This window comes from Zafaria cholistanensis (assembly GCF_008580665.1).
Taxonomy (GTDB): domain Bacteria; phylum Actinomycetota; class Actinomycetes; order Actinomycetales; family Micrococcaceae; genus Zafaria; species Zafaria cholistanensis.
This window is the reverse complement of the sequence record NZ_BKDJ01000007.1, coordinates 1-18,908: the sequence shown is the minus strand read 5'-3', so window position 1 is coordinate 18,908 and position 18,908 is coordinate 1. Positions and strand designations below refer to the sequence as shown.

Genomic DNA, 18,908 nt, shown 5'->3' with positions numbered 1-18,908 from the left:
CCCCGTTCCCGGCGAAGGTGAGAAGATCGGTAGCGGCAGCAACGAGGAAAGCAGGGAACGGTGGAAGACCAAAGCATCGACACCTTGGCACTGGAGCATCAGGTGTGCTTCGCGCTGTCCGTGGCCTCCCGCAGCGTGGTAGCCGCCTACCGACCGGTGCTGGAACCGCTCGGGCTGACCCATCCGCAGTACCTGGTCATGCTGGCGCTGTGGGAGAACTCTCCCCTCTCCGTCAAAGACCTCAGTTCCCTGCTGCAGCTGGATCCCGGGACGCTGTCCCCGTTGATCAAGCGCCTTGAGGCCTCCGGCTACGTGGAACGCAAGCGCAAGCCCGAGGACGAGCGCACCCTGGCCATCGCCCCGACCGAACGGGGGCGCCTCCTGCGCCGGGACGCGGAGCAGGTGCCCGTCGAAATGGTGCGCCGCCTGGGGATGTCCCGGGAAGAGCTCTCCCTGCTGCACCAGCTCATGAGCCGGCTCACCGCCGCCGCCAGGGCCACCCGCTAAAGGGGCGCGCCGCCCCGCTTAGCGCACCCCGGACAGCGCGGCACGGGCACCGGCACACCGGCACCGGCACGGGAGTCGAGACGTGCCTTGGGCTGGGCGCGGGGCCTAGGAAGCGCCGCTGCGGGTCCGGCGCACCGCGCCCCTGATGCGGCGGGGACGCGGCGCCGGCGCGGCCGCATCCCACCGCTGGGCAAGGTGGTTCTCGACCAGGGAGAGGGCGGAGGCGATGGCCATGTGCATGTCGAGGTACTGGTACGTCCCCAGCCTGCCGCCGAAGTACACGTTCCGCTCGGCCGCGGCGAGCTTCCGGTAGCGCTTCAGGATGTCGCGGTCCTGGGCGGTGTTGATGGGATAGTAGGGTTCGTCGCCGGACTCGGCCGCGCGCGAGTATTCGCGGACAATGACCGTCCGGTCCGTCGGGTAGTCCCTTTCGGGGTGGAAATGCCGGAACTCGTGGATCCGCGTCCAGGGGACGTCCTCGTCGGCGTAGTTCATGACCGGAGTTCCCTGGAAGTCGCGAATGGGCAGCACCTCGCGCTGGAAGTCCAGCGTCCGCCACGACAGCCGCCCCTCGGCATGGTCAAAGTACCGGTCCAGCGGACCGGTGTAGACCACCGGGACGCCCTGGGGAAGCCGGTCCCGCACCTGGAAGTAGTCGGTGCCCAGCTCGACCCGAATAAGGTCCGGCGCGGCCATGCGCTCCAGCCAGGCCGCGTACCCGTCGGTGGGGAGCCCTTCGTAGGTGTCGGCGAAGTAGCGGCTGTCGAAGGTGTAGCGCACGGGAAGCCGAGTGATGATGTCGGCTCCGAGTTCCTTCGGGTCCGTCTGCCACTGCTTGGCCGTGTACCCGCGGATGAAGGCCTCGTAGAGGGGCCGTCCGATGAGGGAGATCGCCTTTTCTTCCAGGTTGGCCGGTTCACGGCCCGCCATTTCCGCCGCCTGCTCGGCGATGAGCGCGCGGGCCTCGTCGGGGCTGAGGTGCCGGCCGAAGAAGGCGCAGATGGTCCCAAGGTTGATGGGCATGGCGTAAGTGCGTCCGTTGTGGACGCTGTGGACGTGGTGCCGGTAGCTGGTGAAGGAGGTAAAGCGTTGGGCGTACTGCCATACGCGTTCGTTGGAGGTGTGGAAAAGGTGCGCGCCATAGCGGTGAACCTCGATGCCGGTCTCGGGATCGGGCTCGGACCAGGCATTGCCGCCCAGGTGGTCGCGGCGCTCCAGGACCAGCACGCGCTTGCCGTAGCGGCGCGCTGCGGTTTCGGCGACGGTGAGCCCGAAGAAGCCGGAACCAACGACGACGAGGTCCGGCCTCCCGCCCGGCGCGGTTACCACGACAGCTCCCGGACGGTGGCGCAGGGCGCGGGCGTCTGGCAGGCGGGGCACTTTCCGTCGCCATCCTCCGCGCTGGGCGTGTGCAGGAGCCGGACCGCAGAGATCCTGGCGAGCAAAGGGGCCCGCAGGAAGGGCGTCGCGGAGGTGACGGCGGCGTCGGCCAGGCGGCCCACTACCGGTCCGGTGAGGCGCTCGGTGCCCAGTGCCGGGTCCTGCAGCCCGGCACTGGCGGCGCTGATGGCGTGACGGTGCGCGGTGTCAAGCTCTTGGGCCAGCTGGTTGGCCCTCATGCTCCAGCCTCCTTAGCGGATTCTTCCTCGGCATCCGTTGTTTGTTGGGCGCAGATGCGCTCGTGCATCGCTTCGGCGATGGAGTCCCACTCGTGCCGTTCCCGCAAGGGCGCCGATGCGCTGTCGCGCTGCCCCCGGGATTCGCCGGCCGCATCGAGGACCGCTTGGGCGAACTGCTGGGCGGTGTCCGCGAAGCGGACGATGCCCGTGTAGTCGGTGACGACGTCGGGCACCCGGGTGGAGACGACCGGAAGGCCGGCCGCCAGGTACTCCAAAGTCTTGGTGGGGCTGATGCGCCGGGTGGCTTCGTTGAGGGCGAAAGGCATGAGGGCCACGTCGAAGCCCGCCATGATCTCCGGCAGCCGCGCGTAGTCAGCCATGCCCGGGTATTCGATGTTTGCCGCCTGGGGCAGCGATGCCGGATCGATCTTGGTGACCGGGCCCACGATCCGGAAGTGCCAGTCGGGGAGGTGCGCGGCGACTCCCGCAATCAGGTCCAGGTCCACGCGTTCGTCGATGACGCCGACGTAGCCGGCCGTCGGCGGGACGGCACCGCCCCGGGTGGCCCTGAGCCGCCGCGCCGTTTCGAAGTGGGCGGAATCCACACCGCTGGGGAAAAGGTGGCAACCGGTCCGGCGGTGCCGCCGGATCCCCTCATGCAGGGACCGTCCGCCCGTGAAAACGACGTCGGCTTCGGCGAGCAGTTGGTGCTGGCGCAGCTTCATGGCTTCGGGTGCCCCCAGGAACGAGGCGAGGTCATCCATCACGTCGTAGCAGATCCTGCCGGGCTTCAGGGCGTGGGCGGCATCCAGGGCCATGGGCGTATAGACCAGGACGTCCGGGGAGGACGTTCGGGCCTGCAGGAAGTCCTGCAGCAACTGGGGGTAGGACTCTGCCCGGGGATCGTCGAACCCGATGTGGCCGCCCCGGCCGCCGTCGGGAACCACCAGCCAGACGCGGGTGATGCCATCCCGGTCCTCCCATGAAATTCGGGGCTCCGCGACTTCTCCCGGGACTGGTTCCTCGATGAACCAGGTTCTGGCCCCGGCCGCGGCGCGGCGGGCGGCGAACCGCGAGACGAGTTGTTGGGGCCGCTGCCACACCCACGTCCAGCGCAGGTGTGAGAGGACAGCCAGATCGGGGACGGATTCGTTCATCGGGGGTTCCTTCACATTCAGGGGAGGGACGATTTCGGTGGCGGGGAGGTCGGTCCAGGGCCAGTGCGCCATCAGGGGGACGAATCCCCGCAGCTGGCGGTCGCAGGGGGCCTGGAACCGGTAGGCGGGAAGCTCGGCTACGGACTTCCCGGCGGCCACCGCTTCCCATGCATCCGTGAAGGAGGTCCTGAGCCGCTGTCCCTCCGCACCGAGGCTGTAGACGCCCACGGGGTCCACGCGTCCGCCCGCCCTGGCCAGGAGGGAGTCCCAGTCGCAGGAGTCCACATGGGGGAACCAGCAGTAGCCACGCAGGTCCACACCGCGCGCAACCGCCAGCTCGTACTGCTCCAGGGTGTGGCGGAGCCAGGACGCCTTGTCCGTGGGAAGCCCGCGGATGTTCGTCTCCGTCAGCATCACCGGAAGCCCGTAGCGCCGGAAGTACTGCTCCGCCAGGGCGGCGAACCCGACGGGGCGGGGGGAAGGGGCCATGCTGCCGGATTCGTCGTACCACCACTCTGAGTGGCAGTAGTAGTCCAGGCCGACGACGTCCACGCGGACGGGAACCCTGCCGACCAGGTGCTCGGCCCCGGCCGCGAGGAAGCGCGAGAGGAAGGGCCGGGTGGCCTCCAGTTGGTGGCCCAGGACCAGGTCCAGCAGGACGTGCCTGCGGTCGTTGGCCAGGGCCGCGTACTCCGCCGGCCCTCCGGGAGTGCCGGCATGGTGTTCGCAGGTGTCCACCCACACGTGCCGGGCCCGCGGGAGCAGCTCGGACCAGCAGGCCGAGGCCTCGGAGATGGCCGGCAGGACGTTGGCCGCCAGGCGGGCAAACCCCTCGATGCCGCGGTCGTAGGGTGGCCAGAGGGCCTCGTGGCCCGTGAGGAACAGGGTGGCGAAAGGCTCGTTGAACAGGGTGTAGGAGCGCAGCCACGGGTAGCGCCGGGCGACGGCCTCGGCGAAGCGCAGGTAGCTCCCCCTGAAACGGGCATCCCTGAACCCGTCATCCAGCCAGCGGGGGTAGCTCGTGTGGTGCAGCAGGTCCACGATCACGTCGGTCCCGCGGGCGTGGAGGAATTCGAGCACCCTGTCGGTTTCGCCCCAGTCATAGTGTCCCGGCCGCCGCTCGACGCGGTGCCATCGGATGGGGTACCGCACCGTTTGGACCCCGGCGGCCGCAATCGATTCCAGGTCGTTCCGCCACGCGATGGTATGTCCGGTGGCGTCGGAAATGTCGACGTCATAGGCGGGCAGGTACGTGCTTTCGACGCCCGCCACCATCGGGATCCGCCGGTCTGAACTGCTGTCCTGCATGGGCACCGCCCTTCCCTCACAACCCTGCCCGGTGGGGGCAGGGGAACTGCCAGGTAGTGGCTGGAGGCTGAACCACAGTTGTAGGTGGACCGACCCTAGGCCGGATCTCTGAGGGGTGTCAAGGGATGTCGTTCCACACCCCAGGCGCGGGGATAAGGCGGCAGTTGACCTGAGGAAGTCCTTCTTCCATCCTGAATGGGCCCGCCACGCCGCTTGCCGAGAGGGAACGTGATGGAAGTTCAGCTTGTCGCAGACCGGGTCCACCTGATCAGCCACGCGCACGTGAACTGCTACGTGGTGCAGGACGACGACGGCCTCCTGCTGGTCGACGCCGGCCTGCCCAGCATGCGGCCGCCGCTTCTGGGCCTGCTTGCGGGACTGGGAAGGGACGTCAGCGATATCCGGGCCCTGGTCCTGACCCACGGCCACTTCGACCACGTCGGTTTCGCGCTCCATGCGCACCGGAAGTGGGAAGTGCCGGTCCTGGTCCACCATGGGGACCAGCGGCTGGCCGCCCACCCGTACCGGTACAAGCCGCGCAGCAACCGTTTCCTCTACCCCCTGACCCATCCGCGGTCGCTGCCGCTGCTCGCCGGAATGGCAGCTGCCGGCGCCCTGTCCGTCAAGGGAGTGGACGACACGCGCCCGCTGGACACGGGCGAGCCCCTCCCCCTGCCCGGACGCCCCATTGCGCTCCACACCCCCGGACACACGGACGGGCACTGCATTTTGCACCTGCCCCGGCACGGCGTGGTTTTCTCCGGCGACGCCCTGGTCACCCTTGACCCCTACACCGGCGCCAGGGGCCCGCAGATCGTCGCCAACGCAGCGACCAGCGACCCGGACAAAGCCTTGGCCTCCCTGGAAGTCCTAGCCGGCACCGGGGAGCAGACCGTGCTTCCCGGACACGGGGCCCCCTGGGCCGAGGGTGCACGGCGTGCGGTGGACCTGGCCCTGGCAACCGGAGCACACTAACCCGGGCAGGGCCGGATTCCCCGGGCGGAAAAGTGGGTTACCGATCGGGGTCTCTGCTGTTACTTTGGGACGAGCGGCGCAATGACGCGCCGTATCCGGAACCCCGTCGGCGCCGGCAGGGCGTCGCCGAATGCAGAAGGACATCCATGAGCCACTTGCCGGAGAAGAACGAACTGCCGCTCCCCGACTACGACCATATTCCGTTGGGAACACTTCCGTCGCGTATCCATGGGCTGGATGCAAGAGGCGTCTCGCAGCTGCTCGATTTCGAGCGAAACCATGGAAACCGCCTTCCGGTAATCCAGGTGCTGGAGCAGCGGCTGGAAGCGCTGCAGGCGGGCGAGGAGCCCAGCGGGCCGGCGCAGCCGGACACCCCTGAGGTCACCGGGGAACAGGGCGGGTCCCCCGTGGATCCCTCAACGTCGGGCCCCACTCCAGTGCCGCCTTTCCACGGGAACCCCACCTACAACTCCCAGCCGGGCAGATAGTCCGCGCGCCCGTCCCCAGTCCGGTGGAATTTTGAAGTCCGGTGGATTTTTGAAGTCCGGCGAAATTCTGCGGACGGGTCCACCGGCACAGGACAGGCCCCCGCGAAACCGCGGGGGCCTGTCCTGTGCCACAGCCCGGCCTGGAGCCCTATAGGGGCCTGCCTGGCCGAGGGGCTCCCCTGCCTAGGTGGTCAGGGGCTTGCGGTTGCGGTGGCGGGTCAGCGCAAGGGCCAGGGCGATCATGCCGGCACCGAGAAGCAGGTGCAGCCAGTTGTCGGCGTTGTTGACAGGGACGAAGTTCGCGTCACTGTCATGGTCGATGACCAGTCCGTAGAGCCACAGGAGCAGATACACCACCCCGCCCCACAGAAGGTACTTGCGGGCCTGTTCCGGGTTCCGCGCCAGGGCCAGGCCGAGGACGCCGAAAAGCAGGTGGACGATGTTGTGCAGGATGGACACCTGGAAGATGCCCATCAGCATGGCGTCGGAGTCGTGGCCGGCGAAGCTGAGCTGGTCGTAGTTGGTGGTGATTCCGGGAATGAACCCAAGGAGTCCGACCAGGAGGAATACCGCGCCGACGGCCATGGCCGCCTTCTGGACTGCCGTTCGCTCCCCGTGAGTGTGTGAGTGTGTGGTCATGGCATTTGTCCTTCCATCGGATAGGTGTCCGCCGCGTTAATGCTGCGGTCATCCCTTTCATGCGGTTGGTGCCGTATCCGCATAATCCCTGAAAAACGGCGACTATGGAAGCCCTCGGGGCTACCCCTTGACCTTCGGGGATGCGGCAGGATTTATGGTCTTCCGTGCACCCCATTGGGGCGCGGCGAGCACAGGGGAGGTGGCCCGGGCAGGCCTGCCATGCGCCTGTTCCCGGGGCTCCGGGGGTCACTCCTTTTTCAGCTTGTCCTGTAGCGTGCCGGCGGCCTTTTCGACGACGTTGGGCAGTTCCGTGGTGCCGTAGAAGCGCGCGTCAGGGTGGGTGGGCGGCGGCATGGGGACGCCCTCGGGCGGGGTGTCGATGTAGGTGAACTCTCCCAACCCGTCCGGGGTGGGGCCGGAGGCCCAGGATCCCTGGCCCATCGCCGCCCCGTTGGAGAAGTTGATGGCCTGGTAGGAGACCTCCCGGTGCTCCTTCTTGATCGGGAAGTTGCTGGGCACGGGAACGGACTCGTTACCCTCTTCCTGGAGCTCCCGGGCGGCCGCCAGCCACTGGTTCTGGTGCATCGTGTCGCGGGCCAGCAGGAAGGAGAGCAGGTCGCGAACGCCCGGGTCGTCAGTCATGTGGTAGAGGCGGGCCACCTGGATGCGCCCCTGCATCTCCGCGTTGACGTTGGAGGTGAAATCCGCCAGCAGATTGCCGCTGGCGGTGACGTACCCCGCGTTCCACGGGTTGCCGTTGCTGTCCACCGGACGGGCCCCGGCTCCTGCGGCAATCGCCTCCTGCACGTCGGTTCCACCGATGATCGCCGCAACGGTGGGATCTTTTTGGATGGCGTCCTCGGTGATCCCCACCGGCGCCTTTTCCAGCAGCTGGGCAACCATCGTGGCCAGCATCTCCACATGGCCGAATTCCTCGGCGGCGGTGGCGAAAAGCAGGTCCCGGTATTTGCCGGGCATGTGGGCGTTCCACGCCTGGAAGCTGTACTGCATCGCTACGGTGATTTCCCCGTATTGCCCGCCGATCACCTCCTGCAGCTTGCGCGCGTAGACCGCATCGGGCTTTTCGGGAGTGGCCTTGTACTGCAAAACCTGCCTGTGGAAAAACATCACGGTCCTCCTTCTGGCTGCCCCTGCAGGGCCAGCCGGCTGGTGGTTGTGGGGGGATGTGGCGTGAGGGAGCCCAGTGCCTGGGGAGCCCTGGGCGTGGCGTTCCCGGGCGCTTCGTCTTGCTTTTGTTGGTCTTGCTTTTGGAGGGCCGCGGGGACGGCGGTGCCGGCCCTGCTCCAGTTCCGCTTCAGGACGCCTTCCTGCCCGGCGTACCCGTCCCTTGCCTCCGCTGGGGGTCGGACCGAGGGACGCGGATCAGGTGCCGAAGGCAGCGGCTTGGGCCGCTACCCATCGCTTCCGGCCACGCGTTCCCCACTATGCCGGGCTGCCGGGCAGCGGTAAAGGGGTGGGGTGGTGCGGGCACGGGCCTTGCGGCCCCTTTCGGGCGTTACCGGTGCCGGTTCCCTGCTCCCTGCGCAGGTCCTGAAAGTGGGTGCCGCCGGGCGGTCGTTTGCCCCGGCGCGGAGGGGTTGTTGGGGCTGGGTTTGGCCGCTGCCGCCCCACGCAACCGGCCGCCCCGCAGGCGGACTTGCCTGCGGGGCGGCCGGTTGTGTGTCGCGTTTGGGGGGCCGGGCCTCAGCCGGTGGGCATCACTGTGCCACTGATGCGGGCTGCTGCTGGAAGGCCGGCACCACGTGCTCAATGAAGAGCTCAAGGGAACGCTTCTTCTCCTCGTGGGTCAGGCTGTTGTCGGACCAGAGGCTGAACTCGGTGACGCCCAGTTCCTGGTATCGGCGCAGGCGCCCGATGATTTCATCCGGCGTTCCGATCATCGCTGTCTTATGCAGGGACTCCGGGGTGAACTCGGGCCGTCCGGCAAACTTCTCTGCCGGGCTGGGCTCAAGGAAACCGTCCTTGGGGGTGGCCTTGTTTCCGAACCAGGCATCAAACGTCCTGTAGAACTTTTGGATGCCTTCGGCCGGGCGGCGCCATCCCCCGGGTTCGTCCGCGGGGTGGACGTGTGTGTGGCGGAGCACCATAAGGTCCGGGCGGGGAATGCCGGGATTGTTTGCCACGGCGGTGTCGAATTTGCCCACCAGGTCCTCGACCTCTTCGTCGCCCTTCATGAGCGGCGTCACCATCACGTTGCAGCCGTTGGCGACCGCGAACTCGTGGGAGGAAATGTCGCGGGCGGCAATCCACATCGGCGGGGTCGGCCTTTGGATGGGCTTGGGCACGCTGGTCGAGGTGGGGAATTGCCAGACGTCGCCGTCGTGCGCGTAGTCGCCCTCCCACAGCGCGCGCACGGCCGGCACCATTTCGCGCAGGTGCTTGCCGCCGTCGACCGCGGACATGCCGCCCATGAGGCGGTCGAACTCGAACTGGTAGGCGCCCCGCGCCAGTCCCACTTCCGCCCGGCCGTTGCTGATGACATCCAGCAGCGCCGTCTCGCCGGCGACGCGGATCGGGTTCCAGAAGGGCGCGATGATCGTTCCGGCACCCAGCCGGATGGTCGAGGTGCGCGCCGCCAGGTAGGCGAGCTGGGGCATGGGGCTGGGAGAGATGGTGTACTCCATCGAATGGTGCTCACCAATCCAGACGGTGCTGAAGCCTCCCGCCTCCGCGATGAGCGCGAGTTCCGTCAGGTTCTCGAAGCACTCGCGATGCGAGACGCTCTCGTCCCAGCGCTCCATGTGGACGAAGAGGGAAAAGCGCATGAGGGGCTCCTTTTATTCTGCGGTGGTTGTGGCCGGCGCTTCGCGGACGGGCGCAGCCGCCTGGGCCGCGGCCTGCCGTTCGGCGATGGTCTGGTCCGCCTTGGACCAGTGGGTGGCGGGAACCTCGCGCACGATCACGGTGGTGTTTTCCGGGACCGCGCCCACGGACTCTTCCGCGGCGCGGTGGAGGGCGGCCACGAGGGCACGCAGCTGCTCGGGACTGCGCCCCTCGGCGATGGATACGTCAATCAGCGGCATGGGTGCTCTCCTTTAGCTGCGCATGATGAAGGGGTCGGCGACCGGCCCCTCGTCGGTGTTGATCCACACGCTCTTCAGGCGCGTGTACTCGTGCATGGACTCGAGCCCGTGCTCGATCCCCACGCCGCTGTCCTTGAACCCCTGGCGCGGGGACATCGGGGACATGGCGCGGTAGGTGTTGACCCAGATGGTGCCCGCATCCAGCCGCCGGGCCATGCGGTGGGCGCGGGAAAGGTTCTGCGTCCACACTCCGGCGGCGAGTCCGTACTGCGTGTCGTTGGCCAGGGCCAGGACCTCCTCCTCGGTATCGAAGGGCATGACGGCCGCCACGGGCCCGAAGATCTCCTCGCGGGTGACGCGCATGTCGTTGGTGACGCCGGTCAGCACGGTGGGCGCGTAGAAGTACCCCGGCAGCGCGACGTCGGGCCGGCGCCCGCCGGTGAGCACGGTGGCCCCCTCGGAGACGCCGAGTTCGACGTAGGAGTTCACCTTCTGCTGCTGGGCGTCGAAGGCCAGCGGGCCCAGCTCCGTGGCCTCGAGCATCGGGTCGCCGACGACGATGCTGCGGGCCCGGTCCGCGACCTTCTCCAGCAGCTCGTCGTAGACGGAGCGGTGCGCGAAGACCCGGCTGCCGGCGATGCATGTCTGTCCCGCGGCGGCGAAGATGCCCGCGACGACGCCCATGGCGGCGTTGTCCACGTTGGCGTCTTCGAAGACGATGTTCGGGCTCTTGCCGCCCAGCTCCAGCGTGCAGCCAATGAAGCGCGCTGCCGCCGAGGACGCGATGGCGGAGCCCGTGGCGGTCGATCCGGTGAAGGAGATCTTGGCGAGTTTCGGGTGCTCCACCAGGGGTGCGCCCGCCTCGGCCCCGTAGCCGGTGACCACGTTGACCACGCCGTCGGGGAAGCCGGCCTCCGTGGCCAGTTCCGCCAGGCGCAGGACGGTCCGGGAGGTGTATTCGGAGGGCTTGATGACCAGTGTGTTGCCGGCCGCGAGCGCCGGGGCGAGCTTGGAGGTGGTCAGGGTCAGCGGCGAGTTCCAGGGGGTGATCGCTCCGACGACGCCGAGCGGCTCGCGCTGGGTGTAGTTGAGCACCTGGATGTTGCTGGTGGGGATCTGGCTGCCCTGGACCTTGTCCGCCAGTCCGGCGTAGTAGTAGAGGTACTCGGGCAGGGTGGCCAGCTGCGCGCGCATCTCGCGCAGGAGCTTGCCGTTGTCCCGGGTTTCCATCCGGGCCAGTTCCTCGGCGTGCTCCACCACCAGGTCGCCCAGGCGGCGCAGCAGGTGCCCGCGCCTGGTCGCCGAAAGGTCGCGCCACAGCGGGTTGTCGAAGGCCTGGCCGGCCGCTTCGACGGCCGCGTCCACGTCCTCCTTCGTGCCGCGGGCGGCCTCGTAGAGGACCTCGAGGGTGGCCGGGTTGGAGCTGGGGAAATACCCGCCGCGGACCGGGGCCGTGTGGCGTCCGTTGATGAAGTGGTCGTAGCGCTCACTCATGGTTTTCTCGGCTCGATTCTTCGATGAAGCGGTGGATGGTGAGGGCGAGTTCCCGGGGCTGCTCGACGGGCAGCATGTGGTGTGCCCCGCGGACGACGGCCGTTCGGGAACCGGGGACCGCGCGGCCCAGCCTTCGGGTCATCTCCGGCGTCGATCCGGGGTCGAGTTCCCCGGTGACCGCGAGCGCCGGGACCGCGATGCGGCCCAGTTCGGGGCCGATCTCTGCGTCGGCGGTCGCAAAGACCTCATAGGCGTACAGGTAGGACTCCTCGGAGTTCGCCAGCAGGGTGGTCCGCGTCCGGGCCACGGTCCCGGCATCGACCCCGGAGCCCTCCGGGTACCAGCGTTCGATGGAGGCCTCGACGCTTCCGGCGAAGTCCCGGCGGGCGTTCTCCAGCCGGCTGCGCACGGACGCGGCCTCCTCGGGAGTGCGCGAACACACGGAGCTGACGCTGGTGAGGGTGGCGACCAGTTCCGGGCGGTGCAGGGCCAGGTGCTGGGCGACCAGCGCACCCAGGGAGAAACCCACCACGTGGGCCGGGCCGGGCATCCGCGCGGCGACGTCCGCGGCCAGCCCGGCGAGGGTCGCCGGACTGGTGAGCGGCGGCTGGCCGCCATGGCCGGGCAGGTCCAGCGCGAGGGCGGGCCGGCCGGTGAGCGCGGCCAGTTCGGCCTGGAGGGGCTCCCACATGGTGCGGTCCAGCCCCACGCCGTGCAGCAGGACGATCGGCTCAGGCAGGACGGCCGGCAGGGGCTGGACCATGTCCGCTGATTCGTTGGTCACTGCTTCGTGGGTCGCTGCCTGGTTGGTCAGTGTCTGGTTGGTCAGTGCCTGGTTGATCACTGCCCGGTCAATCACTGTTCGGTGCTCAGCGGGGCCAGGCGCTGCTGCGGGCGGCCCTGGGCCGCGGCGGCCAGCGCGATGACGATCTCGCCGGGGTGCGGGGCGTCGGCGAGGCGGACCTCGATGCTCTGGTGGTGGGAGCGGATGGTGGCGTCGGTGATGTGCTTGAGCGGGATGTCGAAGACGATTCCGGCCGGCCCGCGCTTCTCCACCGCCGGCAGCAGCGTGGTGGCGTAGGCTGCCTTGCGGAAGTGGTCGCCGAACTTCAGGGTGTGGATCAGCGCCGAACCGTGCTCGATCTCCCCCTCGAGTCCGACGATGGCGGCCTTGCCGTACGCCTCAACGGTGGTGCCGAGCGCCTCGACCACGCGCGGGGCCAGGAGCTCGCCGATGGCGGAGGCCGTCTCGTCGATGCCGGGGTTGAGGTCCTCCACGAACCCCTGGCCGTGCCAGGGGTTGGGGATCACGGCGGCTACGAGGGCGACACGCGCCGCCGGTTCGACCGGCCGGCCACCTTCCAGGAGGGTTTCTTCGACAATGGTGTAGATCTTGCGCGGGGTGATCATGCGGTTGCTCCTTCAAGGACGGCTGAGGTGACGGTGGGGTCGGTGCTGCGGTCCCCGATCCGCGGGTGCGGACGCGGGCCGGTGGAAGCGGCCGCGGCGATGACGATCTCGTCCGCCCGGGGGCCGTCGCCGATGCGGGTGGTGATGGTCTGGTAGTGGCTGCGGGTGGCCGCCGCGGTCTTGTGCCACATGGGGATGACCAGCGGCTGGCCGGCCTCCGCGCGGTCGTCGGCGAAACACAGGATCGAGCTGCCCTCGAGGAATTCGCGGACCAGGTTCCCGAAGTACGGGGTGTGGATCAGCGCGGCGCCGTGCTCGATCTCCCCGGCGGTGCCAACGATGGCGGCCTTGCCGAAAGCCTCGATGCTCTCCGCTCCCCCGAGGCCCCCGATCAGGCGGTCGCTCAGCACGCGGGCCAGTTGCGGCGCCACGCCTGCGGAACCGGCGGCCAGGTCGGCCGAGGGACCGCTTCCGGCCCACGGGTTGGCAAGGACAGCCGCGGCGGCGGCGCGCACGGCCGGAACGGCCGGTTCCTGCCCGTTCTCCAGGAAGGTCTCCTCCTGGTAGTAGATGATCTTGCGGATGCCGGCGGAACCCGCTTCGGGTGAGGGACTCGGGCTAGGCACAGTGCGCCATCACTTTCTCGGAGGGCAGTTCCGGGCTGGCCGGGTCCCCGAAGGCGCCGGGGTCAGGGACGATCGAAAAGCGCATGGGTGTTCCTTTCGCGCCGGGCGGGGCCGGCATCCGTGGGTCTGGAAAGTTTCAGGAAAGCGTGTGCTCCGCCGCCGTCCGGGCGTCGGTGAGCAGTTCGCGGGACGAGGCATAGACGTGGTTGCGCATGGCCGCCTCGGCCCCGAAATGGTCCTTGGCACGGATCATGGCCAGCACCGCCCGGTGCTCCCCGGTGGACGTGGTGATCCGTCCCGGGTGTTCGGCGGTGCGCAGGACCAGCCGGTGGTAGGCAAGCTGGTTCATCAGCCGGTCGTAGTGCTCCACCAGCTTGCTGTTGTCGGCCCCGAGGATGAGCGTGCGGTGGAACTCGTGGACCAACTCGGCGTACCGGGCCGCGTCCTGGCTGGCCGCCGCCTTGTCCGACTCCTCGACGTTGCGTTCCAGGATTTCCAGCTCCGGCACCGGTCCGCGCCGGGCCAGCAGGCCGGCCGCCATCCCCTCCAGGCATTCCTTGAGCTGGAACAGCTCCACGATCTCCCGGCGGGTGGGTTCGCGGACGAAGGTGCCCACCTTGGGGCGGATCTCCACCAGCCCCTCGTGCTGCAACTGCTTGAGCGTTTCCCGGATGGGGGTGCGGCTGACCTCGAACTCCTGCGCCAGGAGCACCTCGGATACCGGGGCCCCGGGCGGGAAGCGCCCGCTGAGGACCAGGTGACGCACCCGGTCCAGAAGGGCCCCTTCGGAGCCGTGGGTGTCCCCGGTCAGGTTCTCCATCGTTTCTTGCATACATCAAACCGTAGGTGCGGCCTTGGGCATGCGTCAAGGCGCATCCGGCGGGGCCGGAAAAAACCGCTTAATTCCGAGGAAGCAGGAAAGTCTGCGCAGGAGATTGACCAGACGGTGTGATGGGCATTACGTTGTTGTGCCATGCAACAGCAACTGGAAAAAAGTCTTACGTCCATTTGGCACAGCGCGTGGGATTGCGGGGACGTGGCCGCCCTCGCCGACGTCGTCACTCCCGGCTACAGCCGGGTCAGCCGGGCCAGCGGGCAGAGCAGCACGCTGGAGCAGCTGCAGGAGGAGATCCTCGCCGTGCGGGCCGGCTTCCCCGACCTGACCACGACGATCGATTCGGTGGTGGTCCAGGGGGACACCGCAGCCGTCTTCTGGACGAGTACCGGAACCCACACCGAGCCCTATCTGGGCGTGCCGGCCACCCAGCGCCGGGTCCAGACCCGCGGCTGTAACCACCTGTCGCTGGTGGACGGTCGCATCGACCGCGAGGAGGTGACCTGGGACGGCTCCGAACTGCTGCACAGCCTCGGGGTCCGCCACCTCAGCGATGCCCTGGAGCAGCCGGGCGAGGTCGTCGTGGACGACCTGTCCGGCGAGCCGGACCCCCAGGTGATGAAGACCTTCAACCGCCAGTTCATCACCGGGGTGACGGTGGTGACCACGCAGTCCGACGGCGAACCCAAGGGCCTGGCGGTCAACTCCTACGCCTCCGTCTCGCTGGAGCCGCCCCTGGTGATGGTCTGCATCCAGAAGACCTCTTCCACCTACCCCGCCCTGTTCTCGGCCACCCACTTGGGGATTAACATCCTCGGCACCGGGCAGCGCGAGACCGTGGCGACGTTCGCCTCCAAAGCCGCTGACAAGTTCGCGCAGGTCGACTGGCACGCGGGGCCCCACGGCAGCCCGCTCATCGACGGCTCGCCGGCGTCGCTGGAAGCCGAGATCCGCGAACGCTTCCAAGCCAAGACGCACACCGTCTTCATCTGCCGCGTGCGCCACGCGGAAGTCACCGAGGCCAGCCCGATCGTCTACAAAGCCGGCCGCTTCTACGACAGCGACGACCTCATCCAGCTGTGACGCCTGCTCGAAAGGGCCTGCCGGCCCTTTCGACGACAAGAACCGGAGAACACCGTGGTCCAACAAATCGACCCGCCCGTCCTGCCCCGCACCACCCCGAAGAGGCCATCCTCCCCGAACCGCCCCGGGGCGGTGCTGGCGGTGTCGGTGGGCCTGATCGCCGTCTTCGTCCTCTGGGCGGCGGTTTCCCCGACCAGCCTCGGCGATACCATGACCACCACCATGAACCGGGTCGCCGGATCCATGGGCTGGAGCTACCTCGTGGTCCCGCTGCTGTGCATCGGCCTGCTGGTCTACCTCTCCCTCAGCCGGTACGGGGACATCCGGCTCGGCTCCAACACCAGCCGGCCCGAATACAGCACCCGCGCCTGGCTGGCCATGATCCTCTCGGCAGTGATGGGCATCGGCCTGATCAGCTACGGCGTGGCCGAACCTGTTTCCCACTTCCTGGCCCCGCCGCACGCCCTGGCCGAGCCGGAGACCATGCAGGCGGCCGTGCGCGCCCTCCAGTTCAGCTACTTCGACTGGGGACCACACGCCTGGGCCGTGTTCGGGGTCTTCGGGCTGGCCATCGGCTACTCCACCCACCGCAAGAACCGTCCCGGCCTGGTCTCCCCCATGCTCCGGCCAGTCCTGGGCAGGCTCGTGGACGGGTGGTTCGGCAAGGCGATCGACGTCTTCGCCATCATTGCCACCCTTTTTGGCACCACCACTTCCCTGGGGCTGGGAGCCTCGCAGATCAACGAGGGCATGAGCCGGGTCTTCGGACTTCCCGTGGGCCTGCCGGTACAGATCGTCATCATCGCGGTGATCACGGTCCTGTTCACCCTCTCCGCCCTGTCCGGGGTCCACCGCGGCATCCGGTACATCAGCGAAATCACCATGGGCCTTTCGGTGGTCCTGGCGATCTACGTCTTCCTCGCCGGTCCCACCAGCTTCGTCTCCAACCTGTTCTTCCGCTCCGTCGGCCAGTACGCCAACGAATTCTTCGCCACCAGCCTCATCACCCCTTCCACCGCGGACGACCTGCAGTGGATGCAGTGGTGGACGTACTTCATGATGGCCTGGTGGCTGAGCTGGGGGGCCTTCGTGGGGGTGTTCCTGGCCAAGATCTCCAAGGGACGCACCCTGCGCCAGTTCGTCGCCGGCGTCCTGGGCGTGCCCAGCCTGGTCTTCTTCGCCTGGTTCACCATCTTCGGCGGCACGGCCATCAAGATGGACATGGATGGCGCCGGCATCGGCGAGGCGACGACGGCGAACGTCAACTCCGCTTTCTTCGCCATGCTGGAGCAGCTTCCGCTGGCGCAGGTCACCGCCGTCGTCACGGTTGTCCTGGTGGCCCTGTTCTTCATCTCCGGAGCCGACGCCAACACCTACGTGCTGAGCATGCTCTCCTCCAAGGGGAGCCTGACCCCCAGCAGGCCGGTCCTGACCCTCTGGGGCGTGCTCACCGGCACCTGCGCCGTCCTGCTCCTGGTGGTCGGGGGGCTGGCGGCCCTCCAGCAGGCCGCCATGCTCTCAGCCCTTCCCTTCACGCTGATCGTGGCGCTGCTGGGGATCTCCCTGGTCAAGGAAATGCGGCAGGACCCGGAGTTCAAGCTCCTGCGCCACGCGAAGCTGGCCGAGCTGCCGGCGGCACAAGGGCGGGCGGAACGCGAGGAAAGCGGATCATAGCGGCAGCCCCCGTAGTGCGCACACCGGACGGTCCGCCGGCCATCTGGCCCGCGGACCGTCCGCGCCGGACGTCATCCGCGGCAGGCCGGACTAATTTTCCTTGCACCCGCCTAGTCAGCGCCCATAGTCTGGAGGTGTCCCGTCTGGGCGATCATGAATACCGAAGGGCTTGCAAGTGGCAACTGGAACAGTGAAGTGGTTCAACTCCGAAAAGGGCTTTGGATTCATCGCCCCCGACGACGGCTCCGATGACGTCTTCGCGCACTACTCGGCGATCGCATCCAGCGGATACCGGTCCCTCGACGAGGGCCAGAAGGTCGAATTCGACGTCGTGCAGGGCAACAAGGGCCTTCAGGCAGAGAACATCCGCCCGCTCTAGCCGGGCATCAGAGCCGGGCAAATTCCCACGTTCCACACAGGGATTTTGCAGGCTGGCTCCCTAATGTTGGAAGCACCTCAAAAGGTGCGAGTGATGAAGAAGGCCCCAGCTTCCCCCCAGCTGGGGCCTTCGCCCGTCTCCAGGGCGGGGACAACGCAGGGCCGGGGACAACGCACGGCCCTGGCCCCCAGAAGGCCCCGGGAGCAGGGCGCTACGCTTCGCTGGCGGCATGCCCTTCCACGCCGCGCTCCCGGAGCGCGTCGCACACGTTGAGAAGATGCCGCTTCATGGCGTCCTCGGCAGCGGCGGCGTCACCGCCGCAAATGGCATCGATAATTTCCAGGTGTTCAGCCAGCGATCCTGCGGGGCCGCCCGAACGCAGGTTGAGCCGAAACTGATGGCGGACCGCCTGGCCCTTGAGCCGGTGGATCACCGCGGCAGCCGTGCCGTGCCCGCTGATATTCAAAACAGCTTCATGCAGGCGGTTGTTAAGCTCCGCATAACGGTACAGATCCCCCGCGTCGATGGCTTGGCGCATGCTCCCGCCCAAAGACTGGAGCATTCGCCGGTCCTCGTCCTTCAGCCGGGCGGCAGCTTGGGCCGCGCACATAGCTTCAAGCGCCGCGCGGACCTCGAGGATTTCGATGGCCTCGGACACCGGGACAGAGCGTACCCGCGCACCGCGGTTCTGGATCCGCTCCACCAGTCCTTCGGTCGCCAACTCAGCCAGGGCGGCCCGTACCGTTGCCCGGCTCGCCTCATACGCCATGCAGATGTCCTGCTCGATGAGCCTCTGGTTGGGAGCCAGGTCTCCGCGCGAAATCGCGTCCCGGAGCCTGGAAACGACCGTCTGGGTGGCCGTGAGGCTTTCCGCTGTCACGATTGCTCCTCCGCTGAATGTCAGCGCTGAATGTTGGCGCTGATTGTTGGCAACCAATTTTGTCGACATTATTGCACGATGGCGGTGATGCCGATGCCCCCTGACCCTACCGCGGCACCGACCCTGCCGGTGTGCCGACCCTGCCGGTGTGCCGACCCTACAGTGCCGCCGCGGCCAACCGATCCTCCGCCAACAGCATCCGCTCAATCAGCCGGCGCACCCACATGCCGCCGGCGTCGATATTCAGGCTGTAGAACTCGTGGTCCGGGTTCGCGTCGATGGCCTCCTGCTGGGCCTTGAGCATGGCCTCGTCCTGGGCGAAAATTCCCGACACTCCCTGCGTGGTCTTCCGCGTGATGGACGCATCGTTGAGCCGGTAGTTGCGCATGAACGCCCAGAAGTAGTGGCTGGTGCGGTCCGTCTCCGGGGTGATCGTGTTCATCACGTAGCCGTTGACGCCCTGGCTGCGGTCACCCTCGAACGCGCCGGTACCGGCCTTGGCCACGCCCACGTCGATCCGGATGGTGGAAGGGTATTGCCACTGAATGATCTGCCAGCGATCCACCGGACCGGCGTAGTCGGGAAAACGGTCCTTGAGATAGTTGGCCCAAACCGGCGGGGCGTCGATGTTGAACATCCACCGGGTGACGGTCACGGTGTTCCCGTCATGGGTGGTCTCGAATTCCGACTCGCTCAGCTCTTCCTGCCCGATCGAGGAAGAATGCACGAACTCCTCATGGGTCAAATCCATCAGGTTGTCCAGGATGAGCTGGTAATTGCACGCGGCGTG

The 18,908-nt window shown here is 67.9% G+C and carries 20 protein-coding genes; 6 read left to right on the top strand and 14 right to left on the bottom strand.

Annotation, left to right across the window (positions count from 1 at the left end; translation table 11 throughout):
* Positions 1-60: 60 nt before the first annotated feature.
* Entirely contained in the window at positions 61-507 is a 447-nt protein-coding gene (locus NCCP_RS07845) for a MarR family winged helix-turn-helix transcriptional regulator (RefSeq protein ID WP_149956693.1), read from the top strand.
* Between the two features lie 105 nt (positions 508-612).
* Here the strand turns inward: NCCP_RS07845 and glf are convergent, their stop codons facing one another.
* From glf to NCCP_RS07830, 3 genes are read right to left on the bottom strand one after another with little or no spacing between them, the layout of a single operon-like run.
* Positions 613-1,836, bottom strand: a complete 1,224-nt coding sequence (glf, locus tag NCCP_RS07840; protein WP_149956692.1) for a UDP-galactopyranose mutase — start codon at positions 1,834-1,836, stop codon at positions 613-615.
* Positions 1,830-2,126 (bottom strand): hypothetical protein, encoded by a 297-nt coding sequence (locus tag NCCP_RS07835; protein ID WP_149956691.1) that lies wholly within the window; start codon positions 2,124-2,126, stop codon positions 1,830-1,832. Before NCCP_RS07835 ends, glf begins: the two co-directional genes overlap by 7 nt.
* Positions 2,123-4,591: a glycosyltransferase gene (locus NCCP_RS07830; RefSeq protein WP_149956690.1), complete on the bottom strand. Its 2,469-nt coding sequence runs from the start codon at positions 4,589-4,591 to the stop codon at positions 2,123-2,125. Before NCCP_RS07830 ends, NCCP_RS07835 begins: the two co-directional genes overlap by 4 nt.
* 231 nt (positions 4,592-4,822) lie before the next feature.
* Between NCCP_RS07830 and NCCP_RS07825 the strand changes: the two genes are divergently transcribed.
* Together NCCP_RS07825 and NCCP_RS07820 are read left to right on the top strand one after the other, a co-directional pair.
* Entirely contained in the window at positions 4,823-5,566 is a 744-nt protein-coding gene (locus NCCP_RS07825) for an MBL fold metallo-hydrolase (protein WP_149956689.1), read from the top strand.
* A 146-nt stretch (positions 5,567-5,712) separates the two neighbouring features.
* The gene (locus NCCP_RS07820; protein ID WP_149956688.1) at positions 5,713-6,054 is read left to right on the top strand and encodes a DUF8129 domain-containing protein; all 342 of its coding nucleotides are present in this window, start codon (positions 5,713-5,715) and stop codon (positions 6,052-6,054) included.
* Between the two features lie 183 nt (positions 6,055-6,237).
* Here NCCP_RS07820 and NCCP_RS07815 read toward each other — a convergent pair whose 3' ends face one another.
* From NCCP_RS07815 to NCCP_RS07775, 9 genes are all read right to left on the bottom strand, one after another.
* Complete coding sequence (locus NCCP_RS07815; RefSeq protein WP_149956687.1) at positions 6,238-6,693, bottom strand: DUF4383 domain-containing protein; 456 nt, start codon at positions 6,691-6,693, stop codon at positions 6,238-6,240.
* A gap of 246 nt (positions 6,694-6,939) precedes the next feature.
* The gene (locus tag NCCP_RS07810; protein WP_149956686.1) at positions 6,940-7,821 is read right to left on the bottom strand and encodes a manganese catalase; all 882 of its coding nucleotides are present in this window, start codon (positions 7,819-7,821) and stop codon (positions 6,940-6,942) included.
* Positions 7,822-8,411: 590 nt separating this feature from the next.
* Positions 8,412-9,479 carry an LLM class flavin-dependent oxidoreductase gene (locus NCCP_RS07805; protein WP_149956685.1) on the bottom strand — a complete coding sequence of 356 codons (1,068 nt, stop codon included), beginning with the start codon at positions 9,477-9,479 and terminating at the stop codon, positions 8,412-8,414.
* A gap of 12 nt (positions 9,480-9,491) precedes the next feature.
* Positions 9,492-9,737 (bottom strand): tautomerase family protein, encoded by a 246-nt coding sequence (locus NCCP_RS07800; RefSeq protein WP_149956684.1) that lies wholly within the window; start codon positions 9,735-9,737, stop codon positions 9,492-9,494.
* A 12-nt stretch (positions 9,738-9,749) separates the two neighbouring features.
* Positions 9,750-11,231: an aldehyde dehydrogenase gene (locus NCCP_RS07795; protein ID WP_149956683.1), complete on the bottom strand. Its 1,482-nt coding sequence runs from the start codon at positions 11,229-11,231 to the stop codon at positions 9,750-9,752.
* The gene (locus tag NCCP_RS07790; protein WP_225873752.1) at positions 11,224-12,090 is read right to left on the bottom strand and encodes an alpha/beta fold hydrolase; all 867 of its coding nucleotides are present in this window, start codon (positions 12,088-12,090) and stop codon (positions 11,224-11,226) included. The genes NCCP_RS07795 and NCCP_RS07790 overlap by 8 nt, the downstream gene beginning before the upstream one ends.
* Positions 12,087-12,641: an amino acid synthesis family protein gene (locus tag NCCP_RS07785; RefSeq protein ID WP_225873751.1), complete on the bottom strand. Its 555-nt coding sequence runs from the start codon at positions 12,639-12,641 to the stop codon at positions 12,087-12,089. The genes NCCP_RS07790 and NCCP_RS07785 overlap by 4 nt, the downstream gene beginning before the upstream one ends.
* Positions 12,638-13,267: an amino acid synthesis family protein gene (locus NCCP_RS07780; protein WP_149956682.1), complete on the bottom strand. Its 630-nt coding sequence runs from the start codon at positions 13,265-13,267 to the stop codon at positions 12,638-12,640. Before NCCP_RS07780 ends, NCCP_RS07785 begins: the two co-directional genes overlap by 4 nt.
* A gap of 136 nt (positions 13,268-13,403) precedes the next feature.
* The gene (locus NCCP_RS07775; protein WP_225873750.1) at positions 13,404-14,099 is read right to left on the bottom strand and encodes a GntR family transcriptional regulator; all 696 of its coding nucleotides are present in this window, start codon (positions 14,097-14,099) and stop codon (positions 13,404-13,406) included.
* 141 nt (positions 14,100-14,240) lie between these two features.
* Between NCCP_RS07775 and NCCP_RS07770 the strand changes: the two genes are divergently transcribed.
* The 3 genes from NCCP_RS07770 to NCCP_RS07760 all read left to right on the top strand — a co-directional run bounded on the left by NCCP_RS07770 (position 14,241) and on the right by NCCP_RS07760 (position 17,238).
* Positions 14,241-15,185: a flavin reductase gene (locus NCCP_RS07770; RefSeq protein ID WP_149956681.1), complete on the top strand. Its 945-nt coding sequence runs from the start codon at positions 14,241-14,243 to the stop codon at positions 15,183-15,185.
* 54 nt (positions 15,186-15,239) lie between these two features.
* Positions 15,240-16,859 carry a BCCT family transporter gene (locus NCCP_RS07765; RefSeq protein ID WP_479688378.1) on the top strand — a complete coding sequence of 540 codons (1,620 nt, stop codon included), beginning with the start codon at positions 15,240-15,242 and terminating at the stop codon, positions 16,857-16,859.
* A 175-nt stretch (positions 16,860-17,034) separates the two neighbouring features.
* Positions 17,035-17,238 carry a cold-shock protein gene (locus NCCP_RS07760; protein WP_149956680.1) on the top strand — a complete coding sequence of 68 codons (204 nt, stop codon included), beginning with the start codon at positions 17,035-17,037 and terminating at the stop codon, positions 17,236-17,238.
* A gap of 211 nt (positions 17,239-17,449) precedes the next feature.
* Here the strand turns inward: NCCP_RS07760 and NCCP_RS07755 are convergent, their stop codons facing one another.
* Together NCCP_RS07755 and NCCP_RS07750 are read right to left on the bottom strand one after the other, a co-directional pair.
* Positions 17,450-18,118 (bottom strand): GntR family transcriptional regulator, encoded by a 669-nt coding sequence (locus NCCP_RS07755; RefSeq protein WP_225873749.1) that lies wholly within the window; start codon positions 18,116-18,118, stop codon positions 17,450-17,452.
* Positions 18,119-18,275: 157 nt separating this feature from the next.
* Positions 18,276-18,908, bottom strand: a 633-nt coding sequence (locus NCCP_RS07750; RefSeq protein ID WP_263970133.1) for an RHO alpha subunit C-terminal catalytic domain-containing protein, incomplete at its 5' end; no start/stop codon positions are given.